Origin of the sequence: Citricoccus sp. GCM10030269, from assembly GCF_042665635.1 — a bacterium.
Classification (GTDB): Bacteria; Actinomycetota; Actinomycetes; order Actinomycetales; family Micrococcaceae; genus Citricoccus.
Genome location: NZ_JBHTCV010000005.1, coordinates 1223111 through 1235187, shown reverse-complemented (window position 1 = coordinate 1235187; position 12077 = coordinate 1223111). Strand labels below are relative to the sequence as shown.

General features: G+C 63.1%; 13 protein-coding genes. 8 read left to right on the top strand and 5 right to left on the bottom strand.

From position 1 onward, the window contains the following. The first annotated feature begins 16 nt into the window (after positions 1-16). The 6 genes from ACFQQD_RS12735 (at position 17) to ACFQQD_RS12710 (ending at position 6546) form a co-directional block, all read left to right on the top strand. On the top strand, positions 17-1738 hold the full coding sequence (locus tag ACFQQD_RS12735) for a CHAD domain-containing protein (protein ID WP_378089896.1): 1722 nt from the start codon (positions 17-19) through the stop codon (positions 1736-1738). A 72-nt stretch (positions 1739-1810) separates the two neighbouring features. After that, positions 1811-3535, top strand: a complete 1725-nt coding sequence (gene purH / locus ACFQQD_RS12730; protein ID WP_378089893.1) for a bifunctional phosphoribosylaminoimidazolecarboxamide formyltransferase/IMP cyclohydrolase — start codon at positions 1811-1813, stop codon at positions 3533-3535. A 650-nt stretch (positions 3536-4185) separates the two neighbouring features. After that, entirely contained in the window at positions 4186-4977 is a 792-nt protein-coding gene (locus tag ACFQQD_RS12725; RefSeq protein ID WP_378089891.1) for a ParA family protein, read from the top strand. Beyond that, the gene (locus tag ACFQQD_RS12720; protein ID WP_378089889.1) at positions 4974-5375 is read left to right on the top strand and encodes a hypothetical protein; all 402 of its coding nucleotides are present in this window, start codon (positions 4974-4976) and stop codon (positions 5373-5375) included. Before ACFQQD_RS12725 ends, ACFQQD_RS12720 begins: the two co-directional genes overlap by 4 nt. A gap of 294 nt (positions 5376-5669) precedes the next feature. Continuing rightward, a complete protein-coding gene (locus ACFQQD_RS12715; RefSeq protein ID WP_378089887.1) occupies positions 5670-6092 on the top strand; it encodes a hypothetical protein in 423 nt (140 codons plus the stop codon). A gap of 46 nt (positions 6093-6138) precedes the next feature. Next, positions 6139-6546 carry a hypothetical protein gene (locus ACFQQD_RS12710; protein WP_378089885.1) on the top strand — a complete coding sequence of 136 codons (408 nt, stop codon included), beginning with the start codon at positions 6139-6141 and terminating at the stop codon, positions 6544-6546. Positions 6547-6579: 33 nt separating this feature from the next. Here the strand turns inward: ACFQQD_RS12710 and ACFQQD_RS12705 are convergent, their stop codons facing one another. Together ACFQQD_RS12705 and ACFQQD_RS12700 are read right to left on the bottom strand one after the other, a co-directional pair. Continuing rightward, a complete protein-coding gene (locus ACFQQD_RS12705; RefSeq protein WP_378089883.1) occupies positions 6580-7308 on the bottom strand; it encodes a hypothetical protein in 729 nt (242 codons plus the stop codon). A gap of 87 nt (positions 7309-7395) precedes the next feature. Then, positions 7396-7770: a hypothetical protein gene (locus tag ACFQQD_RS12700; protein WP_378089881.1), complete on the bottom strand. Its 375-nt coding sequence runs from the start codon at positions 7768-7770 to the stop codon at positions 7396-7398. 256 nt (positions 7771-8026) lie between these two features. On the opposite strand from ACFQQD_RS12700, the gene ACFQQD_RS12695 reads away from it, so the two are divergent. Continuing rightward, a complete protein-coding gene (locus ACFQQD_RS12695; protein ID WP_378089879.1) occupies positions 8027-8668 on the top strand; it encodes an AbiV family abortive infection protein in 642 nt (213 codons plus the stop codon). Between the two features lie 54 nt (positions 8669-8722). On the opposite strand, the gene ACFQQD_RS12690 is transcribed toward ACFQQD_RS12695, so the two are convergent. Further along, positions 8723-9301, bottom strand: coding sequence for a hypothetical protein (locus ACFQQD_RS12690; protein ID WP_378089877.1), 579 nt, complete (start codon positions 9299-9301; stop codon positions 8723-8725). Between ACFQQD_RS12690 and ACFQQD_RS12685 the strand changes: the two genes are divergently transcribed. Further along, positions 9277-9606 (top strand): recombinase family protein, encoded by a 330-nt coding sequence (locus tag ACFQQD_RS12685; RefSeq protein WP_378089875.1) that lies wholly within the window; start codon positions 9277-9279, stop codon positions 9604-9606. The genes ACFQQD_RS12690 and ACFQQD_RS12685 overlap by 25 nt on opposite strands. Positions 9607-9683: 77 nt before the next feature. On the opposite strand, the gene ACFQQD_RS12680 is transcribed toward ACFQQD_RS12685, so the two are convergent. Together ACFQQD_RS12680 and ACFQQD_RS12675 are read right to left on the bottom strand one after the other, a co-directional pair. Further along, positions 9684-10190, bottom strand: coding sequence for a hypothetical protein (locus ACFQQD_RS12680; protein WP_378089873.1), 507 nt, complete (start codon positions 10188-10190; stop codon positions 9684-9686). 474 nt (positions 10191-10664) lie between these two features. Then, entirely contained in the window at positions 10665-11696 is a 1032-nt protein-coding gene (locus ACFQQD_RS12675) for a hypothetical protein (RefSeq protein ID WP_378089871.1), read from the bottom strand. Positions 11697-12077: the final 381 nt, after the last annotated feature.

Sequence of the window (12077 nt, the reverse complement as noted above, 5' to 3'; positions counted from 1 at the left end):
CTGGGACCATGAAGTCATGACAGCGACGGTCCACGTGGAAATCGAGCGGAAGTATGACGTCGACGGTCAGGCCTCCCTGCCGCGGCTGAACGGCGTGGGCGGTGTGGCCCAAGTGCGCTACCGCCCGCCGATGTCTCTGGAGGCCATCTACTTCGACACCACGGACCGGGACCTGTCAGCGAACAGTGTCACGCTGCGCCGCCGCACCGGGGGAACCGACGCCGGTTGGCACGTCAAGATCGGCCGCGGTGACCGCCGGCTGGAGTTGCAGGCTCCGCTGGGCAAGGACGAGGCCCTGGACATCGTGGGCGGCTCCGTGTCCGTGACGGTTCCGGAGCAGATCCTGGACCTGGTGCGGGCTCATGTTCGGTCGAAGACGCTGATTCCCATCGCCCGGTTGAACACCCTGCGCTCGGTGGTGGATCTGATGAACGCCCAAGGCCGTCGGCTGGCCGAGGTCAGCGATGACCAGGTCGCGGCGATGGCCGTCGGTCTCCGGACAGAGTCCCGCGTGCAGCACTGGCGCGAATGGGAAGTGGAGATCATCGACGCGGACCTGGTCTCCGCCCTGGTGGGCAGCACGGATCCGTTTCTGGACGCCGTCGGGACGGTCCTGGAATCGGCTGGTGCCCGGCCCTCCGCCTCCGGTTCCAAGGTGGAGAAGGTGGTGGGCAGGGCGGCGGACCCGCTGGATCCGAACGCTCCGCTGCGGGACAGCGAGAACCCAGGGCCCGACGTCGGGCAGCCGGACGTGCGCGCGGTGCTCACCGCCACGGTGCGCGCGCAGGTGCAGAAGCTCAAGGGGTGGGATCCGCTGGTGCGGCGCGACGTGGAGGATTCCGTTCATCAGTACCGGGTCTGCTGCCGCACGTTGCGCTCCACGCTCCAGACCTATTCGGCTTTGCTGGAGCAGGAGCGGTCGTCGGAGGTCATCAAGGATCTCAAGAAGCTCGGGACGCTGCTGTCCACGGCTCGCGACGCCGAGGTGGTCCGCGATCAGGTCAAGGACAAGGTCGCTGCTCTTCCCGGCGGCAAGAACGGCCCGGTCGCGGCGATGGTGCCGGGCAAGACCGTCAAACGTCTGCGGGACTCCAAAGCCTCCGCCTACGAGGCCGCCCACGCCAAGCTCGTCAAACGCATGCGGTCCGACTGGTATTTCGAGGTGCTGGACCGGCTGGACGCCTTCGCCGCCGACGTACCGATGAACTCCGAACATCCGGATCTCGCAGCGGACGAGAGGGTCGACGCCGCGCACGCCATGGTGCCGTTGGCGGCCGAGCAGGTGGACTCGGTGTTGGCGCTCGCGGCCAGTGTCGGCAGTGAGGATGACCCGGCCCACCGCATCGAGCTGATGCACGATGTCCGCAAGGAGGCCAAGCGGCTGCGTTACGCGGTCAAGGCCGTTCAAGACGCGACCGGTCTCGACCTCGGCGCCGAACTGGTCGACCGGATGAAGACCGCGAAGAAGCTGCAGGACGTGCTCGGCGAGCACCGGGACTCCGTGATGTTCCAGGAGCATGTGGCCGAAACCGCCAAGGTCGCGGGCCGCAAGGGCGAGGACACTTTCGGCTACGGACTGTTGTTCGCCACCGAGTTCACCGTGCAGGAGCGCACCGAGCGGAAAGCCGCGGCGCTGGTGGACCAGCTGGCGGGCTCGGAGGCGCCATCCGAACCTGAGCCGTCGCCCCAACCGGAGCCGTCATCCCCGCCGGACGAGGACGGCGCCGGAATACACTAGACCCGGCGTCCGGCCCGTCCGGCACCGTGAACTGCAGGCTTTGAGCCTCACCCCAGCCACAGGAGTACACCCGTGACCATTCAGCTCGACCGCGTCCCGCTCAAGCGGGCCCTGATCTCCGTCTATGACAAGACCGGGCTCGAGGAGCTGGCCACCGGCCTGCACGCCGCCGGTGTGCAGATCGTCTCCACCGGTTCGACCGCCCGCCGCATCGCGGACGCCGGAGTGCCGGTGACCGAGGTCTCGGAGGTGACCGGGTTCCAGGAGTGCCTCGACGGTCGCGTGAAGACCCTGCACCCCATGGTCCACGCCGGCATCCTCGCCGATCGTCGCCGCGAGGATCACGTGGCGCAGCTGGAGCAGTTGAACGTGCAGCCCTTCGACCTGGTGGTCGTCAATCTCTATCCCTTCGTAGACACCGTGCGCTCCGGCGCCGGGCAGGACGAGGTGGTCGAACAGATCGACATCGGCGGACCGTCCATGGTCCGTGCCGCCGCCAAGAACCACCCCTCCGTGGCCGTCGTCGTGGATCCGGCCAAGTACGGCGATGTGGTCACCGCCGCGCAGGAAGGCGGCTTCAGCCTGCCGTCCCGGCGCCGGCTGGCCGCCCTGGCGTTCGCGCACACCGCCGCGTATGACAACGCCGTCGCGTCCTGGACCGCCGCGCAGTTCGACACCGATGAGGAGAGCGACGCCGAAGGCGCCGCCGAGTCCGGCGCCTCGGTCTTCCCGCCCTACGCCGGGGTGACGCTGCAGCGCGCTGACACGCTGCGTTACGGCGAGAACCCGCACCAGAAGGCGGCCCTGTACGTCGAGGACGGCGCGGTGCCGGGGATCGCTCAGGCGGAGCTGCTGCACGGCAAGCCGATGAGCTACAACAACTACACCGATGCCGACGCCGCGCTGCGCGCCGCGTTCGACTTCGCCCAGCCGGCCGTCGCCGTCGCCAAGCACGCCAATCCCTGTGGTGTGGCCGTGGCTGAGGAAGGTTCAGGGCAGGCCGGGGAGGACCCGATCGCCGAAGCCCATCGCAAGGCCCACGCCTGCGATCCCGTCTCCGCTTTCGGTGGGGTGATCGCCGCCAACCGTGAGGTCACTGCCGGCATGGCCACGGCCGTCAAGGACATCTTCACCGAGGTCATTGTGGCCCCGTCATTCTCCGCCGAGGCCCTGGAGATTCTCTCCGCCAAGAAGAATCTGCGCCTGTTGCGTCTGCCCGAGGGCTACGGCCGCGACTCAGTCGAGTACAAGCAGATCTCCGGCGGCATGCTGTTGCAGTCCCGCGATGCCGTCGACGCCCCGGGCGATGACCCGAGCGGCTGGACCCTGGTTGCCGGTGAAGCCGCGGATGACGAGACGCTGGCCGAACTGGCCTTCGTCTGGCGGGCCGTGCGCGCCGCGAAGTCCAACGCGGTGCTGCTCGCCTCGGGCGGAGCCACTGTGGGCATCGGCATGGGTCAGGTCAACCGACTGGACTCCTGCCGCCTGGCCGTCGAGCGCGCCAACACCCTCGGTGCCGCGATGACCGGTGCCCAGGACGTCGGCGCCGAAATCACGACGGCGGGTGGGGCCGAGAACGTATCCGGTGCCGGTGCCCCCGAGCGGGCCCGCGGTTCCGTGGCCGCCTCGGATGCCTTTTTCCCCTTCGCCGATGGACTGCAGATCCTCATCGACGCCGGCGTGAAGGCCGTGGTCCAGCCCGGCGGGTCCATGCGCGACGACGAGGTGATCGCCGCCGCCAACGCTGCCGGCATCACCATGTACTTCACCAACGGCACCCGGCACTTCTTCCACTGACGAGGTGCGTTCTCCGGTAAGGCGAGCGGCGGTGTTATTTCGGGCCTTTCTGTCTCTCCTGGATGAACAGGCCCGTGAACGTGGGGTAGAGAATCAGGGTCTGGGAAGGTCAAGGGGTCGCAGGTTCACATCCAGGGGGCACCTCCTGCGAAGCGCTAGCGACGTGGGGAGCAACCCGATCGAGAAGTCCCGGAAGCTCAACGGTGTCAGTCGTCAGTCTCAATCCGTGCGTTCTACCTGCTGGTCGGATGCTCTGGCTCGCCACAGTGCCGCGGCGAGCCAGAGTGCGGCGACGGCAGTGACGAGACCGTGGGCTATTCGACCGGCCGGAGGTAGGAAGATACTGGGGCAGATACAGTGCGATCATCGCGGCGAGCAGTGCAGCGGAGAACCGGGGAAGAACGCCACCGCGCCAGACCGAGATTGCCAAGGTGATCGCTCCTGCTGCGACAAGGAGAAGCCCTACTCCGAACGCCGTGACCTGGATTAGGCCGTTTCGGATCGCTTCCGAGATCTCCAGAATTATCGACTCATCGTCGGCGATCGCGATCGCGTGCAGCCCGAAGGCCTCGGCACCGAAGTAGAGCAGCGTCAGTCCGACGCCCGCCCAGAGCAGAGGGAGCGTCGAACGAGCAGCTGCTGCTCCTGGCGTGGTCGGAGGTAAACTCGTGAGTGCTCGAATCTTGTCCCTCTGCAACCAGAAGGGGGGCGTGAGCAAGTCGACGACTACGTTCCACCTGCAGCGCATCCTCATCGTCGACAACGATCCCGAGGGCAACATCGCCGCCGCCGCGGCCTCCGAAGCCGTGGGGGAGGACCAGGCCGGCCTTGCCGACGTCCTCAGCGCCCGTGCCCCCGAGACCATCCGCGAGGTCATCGTCCCAGGACTCTGGCCAGGCCTGGACGTCGTACCAACGTCAGGCGTCACCCTCGGGGCCGTCCGTGATGAACTGGTCATCGCCGGGGCCGGTCGCGAGGGCCGCCTACGCGAGGCCCTGGCCGGCGTGGTCTCGGACTATGACGTGATCCTGATCGACTGTGCACCAAGCCTGGACCAACTCACCATCAACGGGCTCACTGCCGCCCAGGGCGTCGTCATCGTCACACAGTCGAAGCAATGGAGCCTCAACGGCCTGGCCCAACTGCTGGACACAATCGACAGCGTGCGCAGCTACTACAACGCTGCGCTAAGCGTGGCCGGCGTCATCATCAACATGCACGAGGAACGGACCGTCTCAGGCAAGACCTGGCACGACGAGCTGCACGCCGCTGCTCAGGCCCGGAGGCTGCACGTGCTCACCCCGCCCATTCCGAAGAAAGTCGTCATCGCGGACGCGGCCGAGGCCGCCCGCGGGCTCGACGAATGGGGGACCGCCGAGGCCGAAGAACTTGCCCAGCTCTACGCCGACCACCTGACCGCCCTTGAAGGAGACACCCCATGACTCGCCCCACCGCGCGCAAATCCTCCCTCGCCGGCACCAACCCGATCGCCCCGGCGCACGCTGGACCGCCGCCTGCCACTCCGACAGTGCAGACCGAAGGGCCTGCCGTGTCCGCAGCAACGACCGCTGACAGCGGACGCCGCAGTGCGGGCAAGAAATACCCCCACAAAGTGTCGTTCTACCAGGACCCCCAGGACACCGCCCGAGTGCGAGGAGCGATCCTCTACACGATGACCACCGAGGGGAACCGCAACCTATGGCAGTTCGTGAACCGGGCCGTCATGGCCGAAGTTGAACGGCTGGAAGCCAAATACAACGACGGCCGCCCGTTTCCCTCGGTCGGGGCCCGTGAGATACCCCAGGGTGGCGCTGCCGCGGCACGAGAGGAACACCAGTGAGCATCAACGAAGAATCTCGCCAAATCGACACCGCCGCCGAGATGGAGGCCGTTGCTCGGACCCTGGCACACTCCATCCGAACCAGCCCCAGCTCAAAGGGCTGCTAGACCCTTCTGGGCGAGTTGCACGCGACCACGGACCGCCTGGCCCAGGTGTGCCGTCAGCTCGCCGGCTGGCACGCTGTGGCGGTCAGTGGAACCCGCTACGACGGCAAGGACCCGCAGTGTTCAGCAGCGACGACCGATAACGAACGGTTCTAGCTGGTGGAGAGAGGGCCGGCCCTACCCTCGGGCTATGGATTTCTACGTCACCGCAGCCCAAATCATTCCAGTGTTGTACCTCGCCATGCTGTTTGAATCGCGCTTTCTCACCCGGCGCCCTGACTCATATTTCGGGCGGGACGACGACCCGGGGCAGTGGAACGCGACTCAGGCTATCGGCCGAGCCGCCGTGGTCCTCCTGATGGGTATGGGAGAGATCGCTGCTCTCCTTGGTGTATGGCAGCGAATCACCCTCCCCATCGTGGATGCTTTCGTGGTGCTCGCGCTCCTCTCGGGGTTGCTGGGAGTGATCCTGCCGCCCCTCGCCAAACAGGTCATGTTCCTTCGGGAGTACCGGAACGCCGGGGGCGAGTGGCAGATGCCCACCCTTATGGCGGTTGGCTTACTTGCGGTTCTGATCGGACCGCTGAGCTGGCTAGTTTCACTTGCACCGTAGACGGCCGACTGGGCGTTGCGTCTGTGGGCGGGACTACGCTCGACGGATGGCATGGGTGAAGCGTGGTGGCGGTTCCGGAGTTGGCATTTACGGCCAAGGCCTGGCGGCGGCCGGCACCACCGGCCGGCCGGGTGCAGACGACGAGTCGCGGTCCTCAGATGACCACAGCGGGGGAGTACTTGCCTCCCCGGACCCGGCCGAGCCACAAATCATCGCGCCGGCCTCTCGGCCGAGCCGCTGGGAGGACGTGCGCGATAACCGGATCATCCTTGACGTCCTAGCTCACTGGGTCAAGGAACGCAACGAGCCGGAGGCAAGCATGCTCTATGCCGACGCTGTGGAGGCTTTCGAGCCGGCCTCGGCGCACTTGGCGGCCGCGTGTCAGGGCCAGTGCGGCGCGGGAGCTCATTACCAGCGGACAGTCGCAGGTGGGCGCTTCCGTGATGGCGGATAGCGGGACCGAGTGAGATCTGGTCGTCTGCGGTGACTACGCACCTTCGATCCAAGTAATGAGGAGGGGGCCCAGGATTGCAGCAAGGATGCCGATGGTTGGAGCGATGATGTCTCTATATTGCTCGCGAGGTGTCGTCCGCTCAGCGGGCTTGCGCGTGAGCCAACGCTCTTGCCTATGCCCGATGATCCGGGCGGTGAGATACAACGAAATTCCAGTTGTGATCAGAGCCGGGACGATCAGCCATAGCGGCGCAGGAGTATGCGGGATAAGCCACTGGATCGCGGATAAGCCTACGAACCATATGGCGAATGGCCACAAGAAGGCTCTGTCTAAGTAGAACGGTGGCCAGGGGGCGCCTGGAGAGGTTTCCTCGACGTGGATCTGCAACTTCCTCAGCTGGGTATCTGCGGCAGTGTTCGTCTGTGATGCATCGCTACTCGTTTCTTCAGCCCGCAGTCCGGCCGGAGTCGCAAAGCAGAAAAGGTTTGAGCCATCTGAGAAGTGCCGGTATCCCGTGATGCGCTTAATGCGTGACAGGTCGGTGCTGTGCTGGAGCTCGTCGAGACGATCGATTTTGCTTTCTCGTCCATTGGTCCAGGCGACCGTGAGGGACGTGCCTCTTGCCTCTTCGTCGGGTCCGAGTGCGACGGTCATCGCATCCATCACTTCGACGACTGATGCACTTTGCCAGCGGTGGATAAAGGGTTTTTTCGGTGGTGGTTCCCTAAGGGATGGTCGGGAAGCCGGTTCGTCAGGGCTCACGTTCAGGCTCCTCGGCGACGGAAGTTCAGGCGACAGTTGGCGCTGATCCTATTCGGCAGCGCGCCGGTTTCTAAGGCCCGCATGGTCTTATCCATCAATGAGGGTACGAATCTGATCGAGGATGCTCGCGGCTTCGCTGCCCTTGGAATCACTTATCTCTTTGAGGAAGGTGTCGTTCTTGACGCTCGGCTTCTGAACCGCTGTCACCACCTTGCCCACAGGAGAGGACAGTTCGAAGATGCGAACTTCCTCCCCCTGTCGTGGCTGCTCGTTGTTCTCCAACGTCTCCAACGGAAAATACCCAAAGCCGTCGGCTTGTAGTGATTGCGCGATCTCCGCCAGCACTCTCACTCCGAGCTTCTTGTATCCCAACATCTCTCGCAGGTTCTGCAGCGTCACGGGAACGATCCCGTCTGCACGTACTTCTTGGCCCAGCTGTTCAATGTTTTCGTAGTCAGTCACTATTTCTCCTTTGTTAGATTCTCGGTACCACCTCCGTTCGTTGGCGATGATATCAGTGTACCATACGATCGTACGAGCAAGTAAAAGTTGTGATAAGTATGTGAATAACATGGATTGGAAGTGGGGATCCGGGCAGGGACGTCACCACCGCCGAGCTTGGTGAGGTCCCTAGTCAAGGAACCGAAAACGATCGACTCTGGACGGTCCCCCGATCGCGGGCCTTCGTAGGCGGGGCCAGAAGCCCTAGTCTGGCGAAATGACCACCATGGCCCCAATCGCCGCCCGCGCCCTCTGGCTGGCGCTGCTGGACAATGCTGCGCGGATCGTCGTCGAGGCGGACGCACTGTTTCCCTCGCCACGAGCCCAGTCGCTGGTCGTCCTAGCGCAGGAGGAAGTCGGCAAAGCGATCTGGGTCCGCAATGCCTTCTGGGATGCTTGGTACGGTGACGACGAGACGTCCCGCGAGGTCCCTGAACTGCACTCACAGTGGCGTGCTCACAGCGCGAAACTGATGGCTGCCACCGACTACTACACCGCGGCGCTGGAAGTTCCAGGCGGTACCCAGCCCGTGGATATCGAAGTGGTGAAGGCCCATGCCCCCGAGCTCGTGGTCGCCTACTTGAAGCAGACCGCTCTAGAGGACAACCAGGCGAAGCAGAAGGGTTTCTACGTCGACCTCAAAGAAGATGGCACCTTTACGGTGCCCCATGAGGTCGACAGGCCGCTCCTGAGGACTGAGATCTGGGCAGCGGCAGACATGATCAAGTGGTCCCTCGATGACGACCACATGCTGTGCAGCGTTGTTCGCAGGCCAAGGACTTCGTCCGACTCGATCGCCACGAAACTCGACTCCGTCCTGGCGCACGACCCCGAGGAATGGACCGAGGCTCGCGACTAGGGCGTGTCTGCTAAATCGAGCGGTCGATGATCAGGAGGTCTTCCATTCCGGGGCCTACACCTCGTCGTCGCCCTGCGGTTGTTGAACCAACTGCCCCAGGCGCTCGTCATTCATAACGAAATCCTTGATCGTTCTGTTCAGAAGCACCCAGACCTTGCTCTTTTGCATCTTGGTGAACTCACGGTGCCGGTTGAACATATCCACGAGAAAATCGTAGTCGTTTTCCCCGTTTAGCTGGTTGTACTTGTTTGGAGGGAATGCCCCGTTTTCCCACAGGTAGGCAAGCATCGCTCGCGAGAAGTATTCGCTCGTGAGGTCGACGTGCTTCTGGTCGGCGAATGCAGCTCGTAGCTCCAAGAGCCGATAGAGAGCTGAAACGCTGGTGTTCAGCTCTTCGATCCCAAAGTGATTGATGCAGCTGCTGCCGATCGGGAATAGAGCTTGCTGGGTTTGCTGGTTGCGGATTGTGTAGAGATAGACAAGTCCGGTCTTGCCGCAGACGCAGATCCCGGTGGCGCGTTGGTCTTCCTCGACGCCGACGACCTGCCATTCCTGGACAGCGTTCGCCCATTTGTTCGACAGCGAGGCGTCGATGACAGCGCCGCGCAATGTTTCGAAGTTGTGTGTACTCATTTGCGCCTCCTAGAAGGAACCTAGCGTCGACAGCACCCGAAAACGGTCGATTGTGGCCCGTATGGGCCGCACTCACGACACGCCGACGAGGGATGGGCCAAAAGTACGGGCCTAAACCTGCGAGGGCCACATGGCGGCTGAGTAGGTTTGCGGCCATGGAAACCACGATGAAACGCGCCGGGGAGCCTGTTGGGTATGTACGAGTATCGACCGCCGATCAGCAGGTAGCTGCGCAGTCCGATGCCTTGACCGCGACAGGCTGCGTGCGAGTCTTCACCGAGACTGCCAGCGGCGCGAGCCTGTAGGTGTCTGAGACGTCGACGTTAGTTTGCATGGTTCGTCCACTTGGGATCTCATGTCGGTCGTTAAGAGGAGGTCCGAGTTACCGATTGCGGGGCCGGTATACGTCTTGTCGCATCTGTTTGACGAGCAACGTTAGTGCCTGGTCGGTCTCTTTCCTCGAGTACCGTGCTCCTACTGGGACCTTTTTTCCCTTCCGAGTGGGCGACGCTCGCCACGCAGCGGTCATCGCTCCGCCGGCTTCGCGGCGAGCTGCCTTGACCACCGACGAATAAGAGCGGGCGATGGATTGTGCGGCGTAGATCGATAGCTGGGCTTGGTAGTAGGCAAGGCGTGATTGAACATCGCTGATGTGATTGGTGATCTCACGTTGTGCAAGGAGGGTGCCGTCTCGGCGTCGAATCAAGAACGGCGCCTCCATATATTCTTCGACCGCCCTCACCGCTTCGCTGTAGATCTCCGCCCGATGACGGCGCCGCACGAAGCCCTGCTGGATGAAGTAGCCGCCCACGACGAATAGCGCACCGATAATCGCTGCAAGGATCGTTGCGAAACCGTCGCCGGCGAACCAGTTCTCGGTGGAGTCCATTGAGGGTGGCATGGGGTTAGAAGTCACAGCGACTCTGTTCGGCTAGCCCGATTTGCGGTGAGTGTTCCGCCTCTAGGCCAATCCACTCACCGGTTTGGCGGTACCACTCCTCTTTAATGAGGTGGACACCTATGCGGACTATCAGGTCAGCCGCCCCAGCTGCGGGAGTCCATCGCTGTTCGAGTGGGTCGCGGGGGTGCCACATGCAGAGGGTTCCGTCAGGATAGCGATGTGGCGACTCGATGGGGCCGTCCACATAGACGCGGGGCACGTTTGGTGAGCGGGGCAAGAACTGAATAGTCACCTGCCGTGCAGGGACGCCGGTCGGGCGCAGGCTGATTGTCACGACGAATCCGCTGCGATGCTTACGCTGTCTCCTCGTATGAGCATCGTCTAGATCTCGCAAATCATGCAGGAAGGATATTCTCCGAGCCGGGATGTCGAACCAGGGGGGAGGGTTCCATCCTGCACTTCTCACTGGCGGGAGTCTCCGTAAGCACGGGCGGCACTCGCTCCAGCCGTGTTCCCCGTGACGGGTATTCCCAGAGCGGTAGCAGCGACTGGTGTGCTGGCTTTCAGTGAGGTCGCCGCCGAGGATAGCGCCGATGTCTCTGGTGCGTCGATGTATTTCCAAAACGCTCCGCTCACACCAGCACGAACTGCATCCTCGTCGGTGGAGGCGTCTAGGGCGTCTTGCAGGTGAGTGGCAGCCTTTCGCAGTCGAACCGCCATCGTAGCGGGCTCGATGAGTAGCTTAAGGTTTTTCGAGACGTGGGCTGGGTCGGGGGTGGGTTTCCCTGCCTCGAGTCGGGCTGCTGCGTTGTCAAAAAGCGCTTGCAATCCCTTGGGGACGCCCATCCCGGATTCAGTGAACTCATACCCCCAGACGCACATCTCGAATGAAGATGCCCCGGGAGTCACGTATTGCTTATTCCACGCCTTCGCGAGTCGCATGATCTTTCGACGGGTCGAACGGAAACCTGCAGCGTCGCCGTTGAATAGAGCGATGTGCTGCTCCGGGTCGGACGGCTCCCAGGTGTCCGCTTCCAGGTTTGGGATCCAAATTCCCTCACCCTCTTTGCGAGTGAGAGCCAGTACTAAGTCCACCGTCGGGTCTGTACCGTCATCGAGCGGCGCGTGAAAATGGATCTTCGGACCACGTTTCGACGTGTGCATCTTCGCGTCGGGATACTCCTCGCGGATCAATGGCCTGAGATGGTCGATGAGCTCACTGACGATCTCTCCGGGGGCCTCGGTCCCGGTCCCTTCCGGTCCGAGTCCTGGGTAATAGTTCCGATTGAGGACCAGGCCGCCGTCACCGTCGGTGACGGGCTCATTCATCGTGTGCGCGGCCAGCGATCCGCTTTGATAGGAGCGAAGGGCCCCGTAGAAGCTTTCCGCCTTTGAACGCACGAACGCCAGTCGCTCTCGCGCCTCTTTGAGTGCGGCATCGTCCGCCTCGATTTGGGTCCGAACATCGTCAAGAAGATCACTTACGGTTTCCATTTCCTGCCTCCGGTTGATAGCGGAAGTGTCTAACCTCGCTCCAGCCTTCGCTTCGGCGATGCCTCAATTCTACATCTTGGGTTCAGAGATATCACTAGACACTAGATGTTGTACTTGCACCCATGTAGTTCTCCACCGAGTGCTCCACAGGAGCTGTGGATGAGGACTTCGCCTATATCACGGGGAAGTAGACGATTCTCGGGCTGTCCTCCACAGGTGTCGATTCAGCGCTCCTGAGTGCAAAGTTTTTGCTGAGGCGGCGCGTTTTGGCGTGTCTGAACCGTCTTTTTCCTGAGTATTGCGCCTCCCCGCGGCAGCGAGTGTTGGATGCGTTTTTGATCCTCACGCGTGCCTGTAGCCGCGCGGCACTGCGAGGATCAC

Coding starts and splice junctions, on each gene's coding strand:
- ACFQQD_RS12710 (WP_378089885.1), top strand. CDS start 6,139: ATGGCATGGGTGAAGCGTGGTGGCGGTTCCGGAGTTGGCATTTACGGC.
- ACFQQD_RS12675 (WP_378089871.1), bottom strand. CDS start 11,696: ATGGAAACCGTAAGTGATCTTCTTGACGATGTTCGGACCCAAATCGAG.
- ACFQQD_RS12685 (WP_378089875.1), top strand. CDS start 9,277: ATGTTTCGAAGTTGTGTGTACTCATTTGCGCCTCCTAGAAGGAACCTA.
- ACFQQD_RS12720 (WP_378089889.1), top strand. CDS start 4,974: ATGACTCGCCCCACCGCGCGCAAATCCTCCCTCGCCGGCACCAACCCG.
- ACFQQD_RS12715 (WP_378089887.1), top strand. CDS start 5,670: ATGGATTTCTACGTCACCGCAGCCCAAATCATTCCAGTGTTGTACCTC.
- ACFQQD_RS12680 (WP_378089873.1), bottom strand. CDS start 10,190: ATGGACTCCACCGAGAACTGGTTCGCCGGCGACGGTTTCGCAACGATC.
- ACFQQD_RS12690 (WP_378089877.1), bottom strand. CDS start 9,301: ATGAGTACACACAACTTCGAAACATTGCGCGGCGCTGTCATCGACGCC.
- ACFQQD_RS12695 (WP_378089879.1), top strand. CDS start 8,027: ATGACCACCATGGCCCCAATCGCCGCCCGCGCCCTCTGGCTGGCGCTG.
- ACFQQD_RS12735 (WP_378089896.1), top strand. CDS start 17: ATGACAGCGACGGTCCACGTGGAAATCGAGCGGAAGTATGACGTCGAC.